The organism is Microbacterium sediminicola (assembly GCF_039531125.1).
GTDB classification, from domain to species: domain Bacteria; phylum Actinomycetota; class Actinomycetes; order Actinomycetales; family Microbacteriaceae; genus Microbacterium; species Microbacterium sediminicola.
This window is the reverse complement of sequence record NZ_BAAAPL010000001.1, coordinates 1,703,018-1,720,394: the sequence shown is the minus strand read 5'-3', so window position 1 is coordinate 1,720,394 and position 17,377 is coordinate 1,703,018. Positions and strand designations below refer to the sequence as shown.

At 68.2% G+C, this 17,377-nt stretch carries 14 protein-coding genes, 1 tRNA gene and 1 other RNA gene; 14 read left to right on the top strand and 2 right to left on the bottom strand.

What is annotated here, in order from left to right; all coding sequences use genetic code 11:
- Positions 1 to 27: 27 nt before the first annotated feature.
- Positions 28 to 1,101, bottom strand: coding sequence for a substrate-binding domain-containing protein (locus ABD206_RS08105; protein WP_344071216.1), 1,074 nt, complete (start codon positions 1,099 to 1,101; stop codon positions 28 to 30).
- Between the two features lie 252 nt (positions 1,102 to 1,353).
- Between ABD206_RS08105 and ABD206_RS08100 the strand changes: the two genes are divergently transcribed.
- The 11 genes from ABD206_RS08100 to ABD206_RS08050 all read left to right on the top strand — a co-directional run bounded on the left by ABD206_RS08100 (position 1,354) and on the right by ABD206_RS08050 (position 13,406).
- Positions 1,354 to 2,448, top strand: a complete 1,095-nt coding sequence (locus ABD206_RS08100) for a Gfo/Idh/MocA family protein (protein WP_344071213.1) — start codon at positions 1,354 to 1,356, stop codon at positions 2,446 to 2,448.
- A 41-nt stretch (positions 2,449 to 2,489) separates the two neighbouring features.
- Positions 2,490 to 3,404, top strand: coding sequence for a sugar phosphate isomerase/epimerase family protein (locus ABD206_RS08095; RefSeq protein ID WP_344071211.1), 915 nt, complete (start codon positions 2,490 to 2,492; stop codon positions 3,402 to 3,404).
- Positions 3,405 to 3,412: 8 nt separating this feature from the next.
- Complete coding sequence (locus tag ABD206_RS08090) at positions 3,413 to 4,168, top strand: SDR family NAD(P)-dependent oxidoreductase (protein ID WP_344071208.1); 756 nt, start codon at positions 3,413 to 3,415, stop codon at positions 4,166 to 4,168.
- On the top strand, positions 4,165 to 5,304 hold the full coding sequence (locus ABD206_RS08085; protein ID WP_344071201.1) for an aldose 1-epimerase family protein: 1,140 nt from the start codon (positions 4,165 to 4,167) through the stop codon (positions 5,302 to 5,304). Before ABD206_RS08090 ends, ABD206_RS08085 begins: the two co-directional genes overlap by 4 nt.
- 14 nt (positions 5,305 to 5,318) lie before the next feature.
- Positions 5,319 to 6,536 carry a CaiB/BaiF CoA transferase family protein gene (locus tag ABD206_RS08080; protein ID WP_344071197.1) on the top strand — a complete coding sequence of 406 codons (1,218 nt, stop codon included), beginning with the start codon at positions 5,319 to 5,321 and terminating at the stop codon, positions 6,534 to 6,536.
- Between the two features lie 2 nt (positions 6,537 to 6,538).
- A complete protein-coding gene (locus tag ABD206_RS08075; RefSeq protein ID WP_344071195.1) occupies positions 6,539 to 7,699 on the top strand; it encodes a hypothetical protein in 1,161 nt (386 codons plus the stop codon).
- Complete coding sequence (locus ABD206_RS08070; RefSeq protein ID WP_344071192.1) at positions 7,696 to 8,478, top strand: enoyl-CoA hydratase/isomerase family protein; 783 nt, start codon at positions 7,696 to 7,698, stop codon at positions 8,476 to 8,478. Before ABD206_RS08075 ends, ABD206_RS08070 begins: the two co-directional genes overlap by 4 nt.
- A gap of 14 nt (positions 8,479 to 8,492) precedes the next feature.
- Positions 8,493 to 9,680, top strand: a complete 1,188-nt coding sequence (locus ABD206_RS08065) for a fumarylacetoacetate hydrolase family protein (RefSeq protein ID WP_344071190.1) — start codon at positions 8,493 to 8,495, stop codon at positions 9,678 to 9,680.
- A complete protein-coding gene (locus ABD206_RS08060; protein WP_344071188.1) occupies positions 9,677 to 10,729 on the top strand; it encodes a LacI family DNA-binding transcriptional regulator in 1,053 nt (350 codons plus the stop codon). The genes ABD206_RS08065 and ABD206_RS08060 overlap by 4 nt, the downstream gene beginning before the upstream one ends.
- 30 nt (positions 10,730 to 10,759) lie before the next feature.
- A complete protein-coding gene (locus ABD206_RS08055) occupies positions 10,760 to 12,283 on the top strand; it encodes an aldehyde dehydrogenase (NADP(+)) (RefSeq protein ID WP_344071185.1) in 1,524 nt (507 codons plus the stop codon).
- An 82-nt stretch (positions 12,284 to 12,365) separates the two neighbouring features.
- Entirely contained in the window at positions 12,366 to 13,406 is a 1,041-nt protein-coding gene (locus ABD206_RS08050; RefSeq protein WP_344071182.1) for a methylenetetrahydrofolate reductase C-terminal domain-containing protein, read from the top strand.
- Positions 13,407 to 13,576: 170 nt separating this feature from the next.
- Here the strand turns inward: ABD206_RS08050 and ABD206_RS08045 are convergent.
- Positions 13,577 to 13,664, bottom strand: a tRNA-Ser gene (locus tag ABD206_RS08045).
- Positions 13,665 to 13,748: 84 nt separating this feature from the next.
- On the opposite strand from ABD206_RS08045, the gene ffs reads away from it, so the two are divergent.
- The 3 genes from ffs to ABD206_RS08030 all read left to right on the top strand — a co-directional run bounded on the left by ffs (position 13,749) and on the right by ABD206_RS08030 (position 17,358).
- Positions 13,749 to 13,845, top strand: an RNA gene (ffs, locus tag ABD206_RS08040) — signal recognition particle sRNA small type.
- Positions 13,846 to 13,966: 121 nt separating this feature from the next.
- Entirely contained in the window at positions 13,967 to 16,129 is a 2,163-nt protein-coding gene (pta, locus tag ABD206_RS08035; protein WP_344071180.1) for a phosphate acetyltransferase, read from the top strand.
- Complete coding sequence (locus ABD206_RS08030; protein ID WP_344071178.1) at positions 16,126 to 17,358, top strand: acetate/propionate family kinase; 1,233 nt, start codon at positions 16,126 to 16,128, stop codon at positions 17,356 to 17,358. The genes pta and ABD206_RS08030 overlap by 4 nt, the downstream gene beginning before the upstream one ends.
- The last annotated feature ends 19 nt before the right edge of the window (positions 17,359 to 17,377 follow it).

Sequence of the window (17,377 nt, the reverse complement as noted above, 5' to 3'; positions counted from 1 at the left end):
GACGTCTCCTCGTGAATCGGAGGCGGATTACTTCTGGTAGTACTCGAGGACTTCGTCCACGGTCAGATCGAGACCGGGGAAGTCGTAGCCGAGCTGGAAGTTGTCCGCCTGACCGGGGAGGCAGAAGTCCTCGGCGTTGTCGTTGGTGATCTCCAGCGGCGGGTAGTACTGCTCCTGGTCGATGTTCTCGCCCTGGAGGAGCATCACGGCCTGCTGCAGGCCCTTGGCGTAGATCGCGGGCTGACCGAAGACCATGTTCCCGACGTAGCCGTCCGGTCCGTATTCGACGAGCGCGCACGCCTCGCCGTTGTAGCCCGAGCCGCCGACGGTGGGAACGAAGGGGATGCCGGCGTCGGCGAACGCGGCTGGGATGCCCTGGCCGCCAGTGAGGAACGAGTAGACGCCGCCGATGTCGGGGTTGGACTGCAGGATCTGCGCCATGTTCTTCTGCGCGTCGGCTTCGTTCCAGCCGTTGGTGCCGCGAGCGACGATGGTCGCGCCGTTGGCGGTAAGAACCTCTTCGACGGCGGGCATCGAGATGTCGTTGAGCGGCACGCCGGCAAGGCCCTCGAGGACGGCGACGTTCTTGTTGTCACCGAGCTGGTTGACCAGCCACTCAGCCCCGATCGTGCCGGCGCTGCCCCAGTCGGTGGACACGATGTAGACGTACGGGTTGTCGTAGGGGCCGCCGTTTGCGATCACCGGGATGCCGGCGGCCTCGGCCTGTGCGATGGCGGCGTCGGCGCCCGTGGCTGAGGCGGGATCGAACAGGATCGCGTCCACGCCCTCGGCGATCAGGTTCTGGATCGCCGAGTTCTGTTGGGCCGCGTCGTTGTCGTTCGTGCGCACGATCTTCAGCTCGACGGTGTCGGCGTAGTCGCGCGCGGCCAGGGCCTGCAGTGACGCGAGCCCCATCTCGCGCCAGGCCTGCCCACCCAGGGGCTGCTGGAAGCCGATGACGAACTTCCCGTCGTCGGAACCACCCCCGGACGTGTCGTCGGCGGGTGCGGAGGAACATCCTCCGAGGAGTGCTGCTGCGACGGTGATGCTCGCCGCGGACGCCGCGGCGAGAGTCCACCGGCGCGTACGTGATGACTGCATTTCTTCTCCCTTGAATGAAATGAAACAGGCGCTCGCTCGCTGGTGAGCGGCCTCATCGCTGCCGTCCTTGGCAGTGATTCGCACTCGTCGTTGTGGTGTGTTGACGGATGCTGCGAGGGACACTACCGTAACTTTGACAGCGCTGCCAGTAGCGCTACCAGCAAGCTCTCACCGGCACGCTGGAGTCACTCAGAGCCGCAGAGCTGCGGCGCCCCCGATCGCAATGAAGCGAGGAGAGGAGGCAGATTCGGCATGGAATCTGCAACCGCACGGAAGTTCGCCCCGGACGTCACGGTGCGCGAGTCCGGGTATCGGATCGGCGCGATCGGCGCCGGCATGATCATGGCCGACGTGCACCTCGAGGCCTACCGCCTCGCGGGTTTCCCGGTGGTCGCGATCGCGTCACGCACGCCCGCCAACGCGGCGGCGGTCGCCGAGCGCTACGGGATCCCCACCGTGCATCAGACGCCGCTGGAGCTCATCGAGGACCCCGAGGTCGATATCGTCGACATCGCCTTCCCCCCGGACCAGCAGCCGGCGCTGATCCGCGCCGCCCTTGCGCAGCATCACGTGAAGGGGATCCTCGCCCAGAAGCCGCTCGCTCTCACCCTCGAGGAGGCGATCGCACTGCGCGAGGAGGCGGCCGCGGCCGGCAAGATCCTCTCGGTCAACCAGAACATGCGCTTCGACCAGTCGATCCGGGTGCTCAAGCAGATCATCGACGCGGGCGAGCTCGGCGAGGTGGTCTTCGCAACAATCAACATGCACGCCATCCCGCACTGGCAGGGGTTCCTCGAGGGGTATGACCGGTTGACGCTCGCCAACATGAGCGTGCATCACCTCGACGCCCTTCGCTACCTGTTCGGCGACCCGGAGGAGATCACCACGGTCACCCGGACAGACCCGCGCACGACGTTCGCGCACGAGGACGGCATCGTCGTCTCGACGCTGCGATTCCCCTCGGGAGTGCTGGCGATCTCGACCGAAGACGTCTGGTCCGGCCCCCGGCACGAGGGCTTCGACTCCGACCAGAGCATCACCTGGCGGGTCGAGGGCACGCAGGGCGTCGCCAAGGGCACGATCGGATGGCCCACGGGGGACCCGTCGACCCTGACCTATGCCTCGTCGTTGTCCACGGACGGCAAGTGGGTCACGCCCGAATGGGACACACACTGGTTCCCTCACGCCTTCATCGGCGTCATGGAGCAGCTCCAGTACACCATCGCCACGGGCACCGCGCCCGAACTCACGGTCGCCGACAACGTGCGCACCATCGCCTTGATCGAAGCCGGGTATCTGTCGATTCGCGAGAACCGACCGGTCCGCCTGGATGAGATCCCCGTCTGACCCTGTCCATCCCACCCATCACACCTGCATAGGAGCAGAAAATGATTCAAGTCGGCATCTTCTCGGGGTACTTCCCCTACGACCTCGAGACCACCGCGTCCAAGATCCGTGCGCTCGGCTTCAACACCGTGCAGCTCGACCTGCACTTCTCCGACATGGACCTGACCGCAGGGCAGATCACCGAGGCCAAGGCCAAGCGCGTGCGCGACACCTTCCGTGCCCACGACCTGCCGATCTGCGCGATCTCGGGTTACACGAACATCGTCCACCCGGACCTGGACGAGCGGAAGCGCCGGGTCGACTACCTCAAGGAGATCATCCGCAACGCCCGCAGCTTCGGCACGCCGTATGTGATCTCGGAGTCGGGTACGTTCAACTCCGAGAGCGACTGGGTGCACGACGACAAGAACAAGACGGCCGAGGGCTATGACACCGCGCTCGCCGTGCTCGCCGACCTGAAGCAGACCGCGTACGACCACGGCGCGACGTTCCTGCTGGAGACCTACGTCAACAACGTGATCGGTTCCCTCGAAGAGACCGAGCGCGTGTTCGCCGACCTCCAGGGTCCCGGCATCGAGCTGCTCATGGACCCGACGAACTACTTCGAGACCCACAACATCGACCAGCAGCAGGAAGTGCTCGGGGCGGTCTTCGACAGCCTCGCCGACCGCGTCCGCATCGCCCACGCGAAGGACGTCAAGCGCTCCGGCGACGACAAGACCGAGAAGCACGCCGACATCGGCGACGAGAACGCCCTCGAGTCGCACACGTTCCGCGGCGTCGGCGAGATCGAGCTGCCGGCCGCCGGTCTCGGTGAGCTCGACTACGAGTACTACGTGAAGCGCCTCGCCGAGAAGAGCCCGAACGTGCCGCTGATCATCGAGCATCTCGACGAGAGCGACGTCCCCCGTGCCAAGGCGTTCGTCGACGGCATCCTGACGAAGGTGGGCGTCTAAGGATGTCTGTGAACCCGCCCGCGTCACGCGGATCGGTCGTCGTCACGGGTGCCGGTGGCGCCCTGGGACGTGCAATCTCGTTGCGCCTGGGCGCGGACGGGTTCGCGGTCGGCGTCCTGGGCCGCGAGGGTGAGCTGCTGCGGGAGACCGCAGCCCTCCTCGCGGACCAGGGCGTCGCCCACCGGGTCCTCCCGGTGGACCTGCGCGACGCCGACGCGATCGACGCAGCCCTGACCGAGACCGAGGCGCACCTGGGCCCCCTCGCCGCGCTCATCAACAATGCGGCGATCTATCCGGCGCGTCCCTTCCTGGAGATTCCACAGGAGGAATATGAAGACGTGGTCCGTGTCAATCAGACCGCGTACTTCCTGGCCGCGCAGGGCGCCGCCCGGCGGATGGCGTCGCACGGCGCGGGTGCCATCGTCAACGTCGGCTCGATCACCTTCCACGGCGGTTGGGGCGACCTTGCCAGCTATGTGTCGACCAAGGGTGCGGCCGTCGGCCTCACCCGGGCGCTCGCTCGGGAGCTCGGTCCGATGGGAATCCGCGTGAATGCGGTCTCGCCCGGAGCCTTCCCGACCAAGGCGGAGGAGATCCACGAGAACCCCGAGCAGTACAGCCAGATGGTGATCGGTCGTCAGTCGATCAAGCGCCGCGGCACCGATGCCGAACTGGCGGCGGTCGTGTCTTTTCTCGTCGGGGAGGACTCCGCGTTCGTCACGGGACAGACGATCAACGTCGACGGCGGATGGGTGATGACATGACCTCGGAATCGACAACGGCGTCGACGCCCGTCGCTGATCTGCGGCGCCGAACCGGCGACATGGCTGCCTTCGCCGGCATCCAGGAAGTCGTTCTCTCCAACGGCCGCGAGCATGGTGTGCGGGCTCTCGTCCTGCGCAACCTGTCGGGCCTGGAGGTGGAAGTCCTCATCGATCGGGCGTTCGACCTGGGTGGCGCCCGCTACCGCGGTACGCCTTTCGGGTGGCGCAGCGGCAACGGCTTCCGGCACCCGGGTCTGCACGAGGCGGATGCCGAGGACGGACTGTCCTGGCTGCGCGCCCTCGACGGACTCCTCGTCACGGGCGGGCTCGACCACGCGCTCTTCGGCGGCGAGTACGACGCTACCCACTACAACTACCCGCCCAAGCAGACGGTCCGTCACGGACTGCATGGCCGACTCACCGCGATCCCCGCGCGTCTGATCTCCGTCGACGAGGACTGGGACGGGGGAGCGCTGCGCGTCACGGGCGAAGTGATCCAGGCGACGTCGTTCGGTGAACACCTGCGATTGACGCGCACCGTCGAGATCGATCTGCACGGCACCGAGGTTCGCGTGCACGACGTGGTCGACAATCTGGGCTTCGAGAAGACGCCCCACATGTTCCTCTACCACCTCAACATCGGGTACCCGTACGTCGACGAGGGAGCCCAGCTGGTCGCACCGATCACCTCGCACGTGTGGGCATCGGACTCAACCTCGCAGCAGGGCGTCGCATACGACGTGCTCTCCGCACCGATCGACGGCTTCGTTGAGCAGGTCTGGGAGCACGCGCTCGCCGCGGGACCGGACGGGCAGCATCGGGTGGCCCTGGTCCATCCGGACGGCGAGCGCGGGATCGAGGTGTCGTGGGATTCCCAGGCCCAGCCGTACTTCTTCGAGTGGCAGAACCTGCGCTCCGGTCAGTACGGCGTGGGTCTGGAGCCCTCGAGCAACCATGTCACCGGCGAGGCGGCCGCGCGCGAGGACGGGAGCCTGACCTGGCTCGCGCACGGCGAGAGCCGCACCTACGACCTCACTGTCCGGATCCTCGACGGCGCGACCGACGTGCAGGGCTCCCGCGCCCGCATCCGTGCGATCGGCGACCAACCCGCTTCGGACCTCTCGACGCACGACTGAACGGCACAAGCACCATGACCGACACTTCATCCGCGCCTACGGGCGTACTCAGCGGCATCCGCGTGCTGGACTGCTCGATCGCCATGGCTGGCCCCTTCGCCGCCCAGCGATTGGGAGATCTCGGCGCGGACGTCATCAAGGTCGAGCCCACCTCGGGCGAGTGGCAACGCCACGCCGCGGCGGGCGGCGCGCGAGGCAACCGCATCAACGTCTCGTTCCTCTCCCTCAACCGCAACAAGCGCTCTCTGGCGGTGGATCTCAAGTCCGAGCAGGGCAAGCAGATCCTGCGGGGATTGGTCGCCACAGCCGACGTCTTCCTACAGAACTACCGTCCCGGTGTGGCGGCACGACTCGGAGTCGACTACGAGAGCCTGCGGGCGATCAACCCCTCGATCGTGTACGTCTCGATCTCGGGGTACGGCGAGGACGGCCCATATCGCGACCGACCGGGACAGGACCTGCTGCTGCAGGCGCTCAGCGGTGCCATGCTCTCGGCGGGAGCGGCGGGCTCCCCTCCTCAGGCCGCGGGACAGTACCTCGCCGACGCCGTCACTGCATCGACGGCGTTCGAAGCGGTGCTCGCGGCGCTCTTCCATCGCGAGCGCACCGGTCAGGGACAGCAGGTGACCGTCAACATGCTGGATGTCATCGCGACGCTCCAGATGCAGGAGATCTCGGTCTTCACTATGGGTGGCATCTCGCAGCAGCGCAGCGCCGAGCCCCACGCGCACGTCTACATCCGCGCGCCCTACGGCACCTACGAGACCACCGACGGCTACCTCGCGCTGGCCATGCCGCACCTGCCCACGCTCGGCGAGCTCATCGACGAGCCGTCGTTCGTGGACATGGACGGCGAGGTCGACGGGTGGACGCGCCGCGACGAGATCCACGCCAAAGTCGCGGCGAAGTTGAAGTCCCGCAGCACGCAGGACTGGCTCGACCTGCTCCAGCCCGCCGGCATCTGGGTGGCCCCCGTCTACTCGTACGCCGACCTGGTCGCGGACCCGCAGATCGCGCACAACGGGACGTTCGTCGAGTACGAGCACCCCACTGAGGGACTCGTGAAGACGCCCGGATTTCCCTACCGGTTCTCCGAGACCCCCGCGCGCATCGACCGCGGGGCCCCGCTGGCAGGTCAGCACACCGCCGAGATCCTTGAGGAGCTCGGCGTGACACCCGCGCAGATCGACGAGCTCGTGGCGGGCGGCGTCGTCGCGGCGACGGACGAGTGACGATGCCGATCTCATACCGCGGGCTCACCTGGGACCATCCACGCGGCCGGGACGCGCTGCGGGCGGCTGCGGCGCTTCTCGCGGAGGACGACGTCGAACTCACCTGGGACGTCCAGCCGCTGGAGGGGTTCGAATCCACGCCGCTGGACACCTTGGCCGACACCTACGACCTCATCGTCATGGACCACCCGCACGTCGGCGACGCCGTGGCGCTGGGATGCCTGCGCAGCGTCGAGGAGGTCTTTGGAGAGGGCGCTGTTGCGGATGTCGCGGCGCGGGCGGTCGGACCGTCGTTGGACTCATACCACCTCGATGGACGCACTTGGGCGCTGCCGCTGGATGCCGCCACTCAGGTCTCGGTGATGCGTCCGGACCTCGTCGAGACCGGTCCGCAGACTTGGGACGACGTCCTGGACCTCGCTCGCGGGGGGACGACCGCACTTTCGGTGTCGGGCCCACACGCCTACCTGACGTACGCCTCGGTCTGCGCGAGTCTCGGCGAGCCGCTGGCGATCGGCACGGCTGACAGCGTCGTCTCGGCCTCGGTCGGCGAGCAGGCCTTCGCGATCTTGACCGAGCTCGCGCGGCGCGCGCCCGCCGGGTCGGCCGAGCAGAATCCGATCGCGCTCCTGGAGCGCATGGCGAGCACCGACGAGATCGGCTACATCCCGCTGATCTACGGCTACGTGAACTACGCCGATCGGCGTGCGGCCCACCCCCTCGACTTCCGTGCGAGCCCGACCGGGCCGGGAGATCGAATCGGGTCGACGATCGGCGGGACGGGCCTCGCCGTGACGAGGCGCTGCGAGCCGACCGAGGCGCTGCGTCGTCATATCCTCTGGCTTCTCGGCGATGACGCGCAGCGCACGTTCATCCCCGATCACGCCGGCCAGCCCTCCATGCTCGCGGCGTGGACGGACGAGCGGGTGAACCGCGACTCCGGCGACTTCTATCTGCGCACACTCCCCACCATCTCGGGGGCATGGGTCCGTCCCCGCTTTCCCGGTTTCACCCAGACGCAGAGTGCCCTGTCCGCACTCGTGCGGCAGGTGCTCGACGGGGAGTCGTCCCCGCGCGAGGGCATCTCCCGCATGACCGACCTTCAGAACGCCGCGATCGCACGGGCCGTCGGCGCCCCCTCACCGGAAGGACATCACGCATGATCGCCTCACAGGCCCCCGAGATCCTCGTGGAGCAGGAGGACGCGGTGCTCACGGTGACACTGAACCGCCCCGAGAAGCTCAACGCCGTCACCCCCGCGATGAGCAAGGAGCTCACGAGACTCGCGCACCTCGCCAACGATGACGACACGGTGCGGGTCGTGGTCCTCACAGGCGCGGGCGAGCGCGCGTTCTGCGCCGGCTCCGACATCCGCACACTGGATGACTACGCCACGCCCTGGGAATTCCGGAACCGGGTCGACTACTGCGACGCGCTGCGCGAGGTGCGAAAGCCCATCATCGCGGCGATCAACGGCTACGCCTTCGGGGGAGGGGTCGAGACCGCGATGATCTGCGACATCCGCCTCTGCTCCGACAACGCGAAACTGGCCGCCTCCGAGATCAAGCTCGGCTGGATCGGCGGCGGCGGGATGAGCGCCTTCTTGGCGCACTCTGCGGGAGCGTCCAATGCCGCGCTCATGCTCCTGACAGGAGATCCGATCGACGCCCCGATGGCGCTGCGCTGGGGGCTTGTCACCGAGATGCACACCCCTGATGCGCTGATGCCCAGGGCCCGGGAGATCGCGGCGGCGATCGCGGCGCGTCCACCGATCGCCGCTCAGACTGCCAAAGCCAACCTGCGCGCGGCGTACACGATGCCCTTCGACGAGGCCATGCGCTATGAGCGGGACCTCCAGACGATTTGCTTCGCGACCGCTGATGCCGCCGAGGGGCGTGCGGCGTTCGCCGAGAAGCGCCCCGCCACCTTCGTCGGTCGATGAGAGAGGGATACGAGATGTCCGATGTCACCAGGTGGATGCCGCCGCTCGAGGAGGCGCTCCCCGACGATGCAGACTCTGCCCTCTTGGTCGGTCGCGTTTGGGATCCTTCTGCGCAGGGGCCGACGCCGATCGTCGTGATCGATGGCCGTGCGCGCTCGTTGGCGCGCACGTTCGCGACGGTCTCGGCGCTCACTGAGGAGGCGGAGGTCGTGTCCGCCGCCCGCGCCGGCGCCGGCGAGGACCTCGGCAGCATCGAGGAGATCTACGCGAACACGGCGTTCGACCGCCGCGATCCTGCTCGTCCGAGCCTGCTTGCGCCCCACGATCTGCATGCCGTCAAGGCCGCCGGGGTGACCTTCGCCGTTTCGATGATCGAGCGGGTCATTGAAGAGCGCGCGCGCGGAGACCTCTCCGCGGCAGCGCGTCTGCGCGAGATCATCGCCGACCGCATCGGCACCGACCTGCGCGGAGTGGAGCCCGGATCTGAGCGGGCCGCGGCGCTCAAGGAGCTGCTGATCGCCGAGGGACTGTGGTCGCAGTACCTCGAGGTCGGGATCGGTCCGGATGCGGAGATCTTCACGAAGGCGATGCCGCTGTCCTCTCGCGGCACGGGGGAGCAGATCGGGATCCTCCGCAGCTCCACCTGGAACAACCCCGAACCCGAGGTCGCGCTCGTCGTGACCTCCACGGGCGCCGTCGTCGGCGCCACTCTTGCCAACGACGTGAATCTCCGTGACATCGAGGGGCGCAGTGCACTCCTGCTGCCGCGCGCGAAGGACAACAACGCGTCCTGCGCGACGGGCCCCTTCATCCGCCTCTTCGATGAGGACTTCGGCATCGACGATGTCCGCCAGATGGATGTCTCCGTCGAGGTCGACGGAGTGGACGGCTTCGAACTGCGGGATGCCTCGGACATGCGGCTGATCAGCCGCGATCCGCTGGACCTGGCAGGTCAACTCGTCGGTGATCACCATCAGTACCCGGACGGTGCGGTGCTCATGCTCGGCACGCTTTTTGCGCCGATTCAGGACCGCGAAAGCGAAGGTCACGGTTTCACGCATCACCTCGGCGATGTGGTCACGATCCGCTCGGCGAGACTCGGCGCGCTTGCGAACGTCATCGCGTACAGCGAGGATTGCGAGCCGTGGACATTCGGGGTACGAGCACTCATGGCAAACCTGGCAGCGCGAAGTCTGCTGTGACCGATACCGAGGAGGTGCGCGCCGCCCGGCCGACGCGCCGCGCGACGCAGACGGTGACTCTGGACGAGGTTGCCGCGCTCGCCGGTGTGTCCCCGTCGACGGTGTCGCGCGCCCTTCGTAATGCGGAGCAGGTGTCAGAGGCCGCGTACGAAGCTGTCATGCGGGCCGTCGCTGAGACGAACTACGTCCCCAACCGTGCTGCCAGCCACCTCGCCTCCAATCGCAGCGGCACCGTCGCGGCGATCATGCCGGCGATGTCGTACTCCGTCTTCGCCGACACCGTCCACGGACTAGAAGAGGTCCTCGCCGCCGCGGGAGTCCAGCTGTTCATCGGGGCCACCGGATACGACGCGGTCCGTGAGGAGCAGACGATCCGCGCGTTCCTCGGCCGGCGCCCGGACGGCATTGTGATGGTGGGTGCCACACACACCGCGGCGGCGCGCGAGATGCTCCTCCGCGCGCGTATTCCCGTCGTCGAGACCTGGGACTGGACCGCGGATCCGATCGATTCTCTCGTCGGCTTCTCGAACGGTGCGGCCTTCACGGCGATGGCCGAGTTCGTCGTCTCGGCCGGCTACCGGCATCCGACCTTCGCCGGCTGGCTCACCGGTGCGGACTCGCGCGCCCATGAGCGTCGTGACGGTTTCACCGACGCGCTGCGGCGGCTCCTCCCGGACGAGCCGATCCGCGTGCTCGACACCGGCGCTCGCGGCATCAGCGCCGACGCCGGCGGATGGCTGCTTGATGAGGCCCTCGCGCGGTTCCCCGAGACAGATGTCCTCGTCTGCGCCAGCGACGTCTTCGCCACCGGTGCGTTGCTGCGTGCGCAGGCCCGCGGACTCACTGTGCCCGCCGACATCGCCGTCACCGGGTTCGGCGACTTCGAGCTGAGTGGTCTGCTCCACCCCGCCCTGACGACGATCCAGACCCCCAACGACAGCATCGGGCGACGAGCGGGCGAGATCATCCTGGAGCGCATCGCGGCCCCTGACTCCGACTCAGTCCGCGCTGATCTCGGATTCACCCTCGTGCCACGCGAGAGCGCGTGACCACACCCATCGTTTCGAAGGAGAAACGCGATGCCTCTTACATTGACCACGACCGACCCGCGCACGGGCGTCTCGACCGACACGGGCATCGAACCGACGCCTGATGAGGTCGTCGACGGAATCGTCGAACGCGCCGTGGGCGCGATGGAGGTCATGGAGGGGCGCGATCGGGCCGCGCGCGCCGAGATGCTCCGTGCCATCGCGGACGCCCTCGAGTCCCGACGAGACCTCCTCATCCCCATCGCGCAGGCCGAGACCGGGCTGACCGAGCAACGGCTCAACGGAGAGCTGACCCGGTCCGCTTTCCAGTTTCGGCTGTTCGCCGACGCCGTGGAGGAGGGGAGCTTCCTCGAGATCATGATCGATCACTCGGGCCCCACGCCGATGGGACCGCAGCCCGATATGCGCCGAATGCTGGTCCCGATCGGTCCCGTGGGCGTCTTCGGCTCGAGCAACTTCCCCTTCGCGTTCTCGGTTCCCGGCGGTGACACCGCCTCGGCGCTGGCCGCCGGCAACCCTGTCATCGTCAAGGCCCACAGTGCGCATCCGCTCACGTCCCGCGCCTCGTTCGACGCCATCCGTGCCGGGCTCGAGGAGGCGGGCGCACCTGCGGAGGCCGTCGGCATCGTCTACGGGCAGGCCGCCGGCTCGCGCCTCGTCGCTCACCCCGCGCTGACAGCAGTCGGGTTCACGGGCTCGCTCGGGGCGGCGCAGCACCTGCGCGCCATCATCGAGAAGCGCGAGCGTCCGATCCCGTTCTACGGCGAGCTGCAGAGTGTCAACCCGCTCATCGTCACCGAGGCGGCGCTGGAGGCGCGCAGCGTCGAGATCGCGCAGGGGCTCGGTGCCTCCGTCACCGGTTCCGCGGGGCAGCTATGCACCAAGCCCGGGATCGCATTCGTCCCGGACGGCGAGCGGGGCGACGACTTTGCTCAGCAGCTGGCGGAGGCAATGAGCGGCGCAGAACCCGCCGTGCTCCTCAACGGGCGCGTCCTCGACTCATTCCAGGCTGCCGAGCGCGAACTCGAAGCTGCGAGCGGTGTCGAGTCCCTCCTGGGCACGCGTGGCCCGGGCGCCGACAGCGGCGGCTTCACCGTCGCCGCTCGGATCCTGCGTGTGGACGCCGCCGCGGTCTCGGCCGAGCACACCGCGGAGGCATTCGGGCCACTCGTCCTGGTCGTCTCCTACCGCGATGAGCACGAGCTGGTCGCTGCGCTGGAGGCTGTGCCCGACTCGCTCACTGCGAGCATCCACCTCGAGGAATCCGACATCGAGTGCATCGCCCCCCTCATCCCGGCGCTCGGCGAAGCATCCGGCCGTCTCGTCTTCAACGGGTATCCGACCGGCGTGCGGGTCTCGTGGGCGCAACACCACGGCGGGCCGTGGCCGGCGACCAACTCGCTGCATACGTCCGTCGGAATCACCGCCATCCGACGCTTCCTCCGGCCGCTCGCCTGGCAGAACGCACCGCAGGCGCTCCTGCCGGCCGAGCTGCGTGACGGCTTCTCCGGGGCACCCCGCAGGATCGATGGCGTCTTGATGCTCGCGTCCTGACCGAGGGGCCGCGCCACCCGCGCGCGCCACCCGCGCGCGGCATTGTCTGTCCCCTCGGCGGGAGCGGCGGTAGTCTCGCCGCGTGACCGCAGTCTCACCCGCGTGCCCCAAGACCATGGAGTACGGGCCGTGCGGCGGCGTCGCCGTCGACGGGACGTGCGAGGTCGCCGACCACCGCTGTGTGTTCCTCGACGCCGCGACGGTGGAATGGTCCGGCATCGATCGGGACGGGACGAGGATGCCGCGGCCGGGCGAGCGCACGGCTGCCGCCCGTGCGATGCGCGATCTCATCGCGACCCGCCCCATCGTCGTGACGGACTTCCCCGCCCGGGCGCTGAGCCTGGCATCCATCGACGAGTGTGCACAGGCGCTCGCCGGTCGCGTGGACGCGGTGCTCGCAGGGGATGCCGGGACGGCCCGCGTGCAGTTCCCGCCCGCCTACCGAGCTTCGCTCGTGCAGCGCCGCGGCCTGCCGGTGTGGGCCGGCCTGAACATGCGCGATCGCAACCGCGTGGCCGTCGAGGGGGAGCTGGCGGCATTGGCGGTCGAGGGTGTCGCGGGCGTGCACTGCGTCACCGGCGACCACACGCTGACCGGCCACCGTCCGGATGCGGCGCCGGTGTTCGACCTCGACTCGACCGAGGCTGTGTCCCTGGCGCGGGCAGCCGGACATCTGGTCTCTGTTGCGGAATCGCCAGCCGCACCGCCGACGGCCCAGCGCGCACCTCGACTGGGTGAGAAGGTGCGCGCGGGCGCCGACGTGTGCTTCGTCAATCACGCCGGAGGCGTCGAGCCCGTTCGCCGATTCGTTGACGAGGTCGGCTCGCAGCACACCGAGCTGGCGGGCTTCATCCCGTGCGTGCCGGTGGTGACCGATCGGGGATCGGCGGAGCTGCTGGCATCCTTCACGACCCTCGTCCTGCCGGACGGGTTCATCGACCGGATCCTGTCGGCGCGCGATCCCGAAGCGGAGGGCATCGCCCTGGCGGTGGCCCTCAGTGAGCAGTTCCTCGAGATCCCCGGCGTCATCGGCATCAACCTGTCGGGCGGCCGCGACGGGGGAGAGATGCGCTTCGCCACAGCGATGGCGACAACCGCCGACCGTCTCGGCCTCGGAGGCTGAGACTTCGCGCATCGCGAAGGTAGGAGAAATCGCCAGGACAGGACGGCGCGCCGTGGCATTGTCCTGCGCTCGCGATTTCTCCTACGTTCACGAGGTGCGCAGGAGACGTATCCGCGGTGCCGACAGACGCATCGAGCGCCACCCAGTGGTGGCGGCGCTCGATCGGTCTTTGGCGGAGGATAGGGGATTCGAACCCCTGAGGGCTTTCACCCAACACGCTTTCCAAGCGTGCGCCATAGGCCACTAGGCGAATCCTCCATGGCCTTTCGGCCGTCGTCCAGTCTACAGGCCCGTCTCCGCCCCGACGACACGGCTCAGGAGAGGAGCATCGGTTAGACTTGCTAAAGCTCTCCGCGCGGCGGCATCCAGGCCAACTCCCCCAGGACGGAAACGTAGCAAGGGTAACCAGGCTCTGCCGGGTGCGCGGAGAGTCTTTTCTTTTTCCGCACGTGACTCCGTGCGACCCGCCGCAGTGCCGCGAGCGGTCCGGAGCGTGAGCGCCGGATATCTCCGGGCCTTGGTCCCTGCGCCTGACCTGCGGAGCGCCGTAGGCTGGGCGAGTGGCGCAGAGCATCTTCCTCACATCCGCAGAAGGCCATTCCGGCAAGTCGACGATCGCTCTGGGCGTGCTGGATGCGCTCAGCCATGCGACTCCCCGCGTGGGGGTGTTCCGCGCCATCGCCCGCTCCACCGACGAACCCGACTATGTCCTGGAGATGCTGCTGGCGCACGACGGCGTCGACCTGGCGTACGACGAGTGCATCGGCGTGACCTATGACGAGGTGCGCAGTGACGCTGACGCGGCGCTCGCCAAGATCGTCGAGCGGTACAAGGCGGTCGAGGCGCAGTGCGATGCCGTCGTCATCCTCGGCAGCGACTACACGGATGTCGGATCCCCCGCTGAGCTCGGATACAACGCGCGCATTGCGGCGAACCTCGGCGCCCCGGTCCTGCTCGTGCTCAACGGTCGGGACGGCCAGGCCGAGAAGCTCGGCTCCTCGCCGGCGCGCACGCCGCAGGAAGTGGGGCAGATCGCCGCGCTCGCGCTGGCGGAGCTCGCGCACGGCCGTGCCGGCCTTCTCGCCGTCGTGGTCAACCGCGCGGACCCTGACCACACGACAGAGATCATCGCGTCCGTCGACGAGACGATCCACCGGTTCCGTGAGCCCGAACACGCCGCATCGGACGGCGAGGTCGCGGTGTGGGCGATCCCCGAGGACACCTTCCTGGTGGCGCCGACGATGCGAGAGGTCATGGCCGCCCTCGACGCCACCCTCGTCAAGGGCGATGAGGCGCTGCTGTCCCGCGAGGTCCTGGGCGTCGTGATCGCGGGGATGTCGATGGTCAATGTGCTTCCGCGCCTGTCCGAGAGCGCGATCGTGGTCGTCCCCGCCGACCGCACCGATGTGCTGCTGGCGACCCTGCTGGCTCACGCGTCGGGAACGTTCCCCGCGGTCTCGGGAATCGTGCTGAACGGTCCATTCCCGCTGCCCGACCAAGTCGACCGGCTCATCGACGGCCTCAGCTCGAACCTGCCGATCATCGCGAACGACGACGGCACGTTCGAGACCGCAGTCAAGATCATCAACACGCGCGGGCGGTATGCCGCAGCATCCCAGCGGCGCTACGACACCGCTCTGTCGATGTTCGAGAAGCACGTGGATGTGGCGGCCCTGACCCATTCGCTGGGACTTGCCCGATCCACGGTCGTGACGCCGCTCATGTTCGAGTATGGCCTGGTCGAGCGTTCGCGCGCCGACAAGCGCCGCATCGTGCTCCCGGAGGGAAGTGACGACCGGGTGATCCGTGCCGCGGCCACCGTGCTGGCCCGCGGCATCGCCGAGCTCACGATCCTCGGGGATGAGACCGAGATCCGCACCCGCGCGGCGGAGCTGGGCGTCGACATCGGCGGGGCCCAGATCATCAGCCCCTTCGATCCGACGTACGTGCAGCCCTTCGCCGAGGAGTATGCGAAGATCCGCGCGCACAAGGGCATGACCCTCGGGCAGGCCGCGGATGCCGTGACGGACGTGTCGTACTTCGGCACGCTCATGGTCCACCTCGGTCTGGCCGACGGCATGGTGTCCGGCGCTGCGCACACCACGGCCCACACGATCCGGCCCGCGTTCGAGATCATCAAGACCAAGCCCGGTGTCTCGGTCGTCTCGAGCGTGTTCCTCATGGCGCTCGCCGACCGGGTACTGGTCTACGGTGACTGCGCGGTGATCCCCGATCCGACTGTGGAGCAGCTCGCCGACATCGCGATCTCCTCGGCTGCGACGGCCTCCCAGTTCGGCATCGATCCGCGTGTCGCGATGCTCTCGTACTCGACGGGGGAGTCGGGCGCCGGCGCCGATGTGGAGAAGGTGCGCGCCGCCACGGCGATCGTCCGCGAGCGTGCCCCGGGGCTCGCGGTCGAGGGACCCATCCAGTACGACGCCGCCGCCGATGCGGCTGTAGCCGCAGCGAAGATGCCGGGCTCTGCCGTCGCGGGGCGTGCCACGGTGTTCGTCTTCCCCGACCTGAACACGGGCAACAACACCTACAAGGCCGTGCAGCGCTCGGCCGGAGCCGTGGCGGTCGGACCGGTCCTTCAGGGTCTGAACAAGCCCATCAACGACCTGTCGCGCGGCGCGCTGGTCGATGACATCGTCAACACCATCGCCATCACCGCTATTCAGGCGCAGGCCCCTGAGAGCACTCCGGGAGAGGCATCCGCATGAGCGTCGTCCTTGTCGTCAACAGCGGGTCCTCCTCGTTCAAGTACCAGCTGATCGAACTCGACACCGAGGCGGTGCTGGCCTCCGGGCTGGTCGAGCGCATCGGCGAGGAGGTCGGTCATGCGCGACACACCGTGAAGGTGGCCTCGCCGGTGCCGGGGGAGGCCGCTCCGGCTCTGGTGGACGCGACCTTCGAGCGGGATCTGCCGATCCCGGATCACACCGCCGGATTCCAGGTCATGCTGGATGCCTTCGCCGAAGACGGCCCGTCACTCGAGGAACACGCGCCGGTGGCCGTCGGGCACCGCGTGGTCCACGGCGGTGCCCGTTTCTTCGAGCCGACGCTCGTCACCCCCCTCGTCCTGATCAACATCGAGGACCTTTCGGTGCTCGCGCCGTTGCACAACCCCGGTGCGGTGCAGGGCATCCGCGCGGCCCAGGCGGCCTTCGCCGACATCCCCCATGTCGCCGTTTTCGACACCGCGTTCCACCAGACCCTCAGCCCCGCGGCCTACACCTATGCGATCGATGCGCAGCTGGCCGCCGAGCACCGGATCCGTCGGTACGGCTTCCATGGCACCTCGCACAAGTTCGTCAGCGAGGCCGCGGCCGCCTTCCTCGGGCGCCCGCTGGATGATCTGCGTCAGGTCGTCTTCCACCTCGGAAACGGGGCGTCGGTGACCGCCATCGACGGCGGCCGATCGGTCGACACCTCGATGGGGCTCACGCCGCTGGAGGGTCTGGTGATGGGCACGCGTTCGGGTGACATCGACCCCGCTGTGCTGTTCCAGCTCGCCCGCCGCGCCCACATGTCGATCAACGACCTGGATGTGCTCCTGAACAAGAAATCCGGATTGTTGGGCCTCGCGGGGGTCTCGGACATGCGCGACATCGAGCGGCGCCGCGAGGACGGTGATCCCGACGCCACCCTCGCGTTCGAGGTGTACATCCACCGGCTGCGCGCCTACGCCGGCGCGTATCTGGCTCAGCTCGGTGGCGCCGATGTGATCTGCTTCACCGCGGGCGTGGGGGAGAACTCGCCTCTGGTACGTGCGGCGACGGTCGACACACTTGCCTTCGCGGGTGTGGAGATCGATCCCGAGCGCAACGAGGCGCGCGAGCGCGGCATCCGCCGGATATCGTCGGATGCCTCCGCGGTGACCGTTCTGGTGGTGCCGACGGATGAAGAGCTGGAGATCGCACGGCAAACACTCGGCGTCGCCCTCGGCTGATAGCGTCGCGCCGAAACCG

Coding starts and splice junctions, on each gene's coding strand:
- ABD206_RS08100 (WP_344071213.1), top strand. CDS start 1,354: ATGGAATCTGCAACCGCACGGAAGTTCGCCCCGGACGTCACGGTGCGC.
- ABD206_RS08080 (WP_344071197.1), top strand. CDS start 5,319: ATGACCGACACTTCATCCGCGCCTACGGGCGTACTCAGCGGCATCCGC.
- ABD206_RS08105 (WP_344071216.1), bottom strand. CDS start 1,101: ATGCAGTCATCACGTACGCGCCGGTGGACTCTCGCCGCGGCGTCCGCG.
- ABD206_RS08030 (WP_344071178.1), top strand. CDS start 16,126: ATGAGCGTCGTCCTTGTCGTCAACAGCGGGTCCTCCTCGTTCAAGTAC.
- ABD206_RS08065 (WP_344071190.1), top strand. CDS start 8,493: ATGTCCGATGTCACCAGGTGGATGCCGCCGCTCGAGGAGGCGCTCCCC.
- ABD206_RS08085 (WP_344071201.1), top strand. CDS start 4,165: ATGACCTCGGAATCGACAACGGCGTCGACGCCCGTCGCTGATCTGCGG.
- ABD206_RS08075 (WP_344071195.1), top strand. CDS start 6,539: ATGCCGATCTCATACCGCGGGCTCACCTGGGACCATCCACGCGGCCGG.
- ABD206_RS08055 (WP_344071185.1), top strand. CDS start 10,760: ATGCCTCTTACATTGACCACGACCGACCCGCGCACGGGCGTCTCGACC.
- ABD206_RS08070 (WP_344071192.1), top strand. CDS start 7,696: ATGATCGCCTCACAGGCCCCCGAGATCCTCGTGGAGCAGGAGGACGCG.
- ABD206_RS08095 (WP_344071211.1), top strand. CDS start 2,490: ATGATTCAAGTCGGCATCTTCTCGGGGTACTTCCCCTACGACCTCGAG.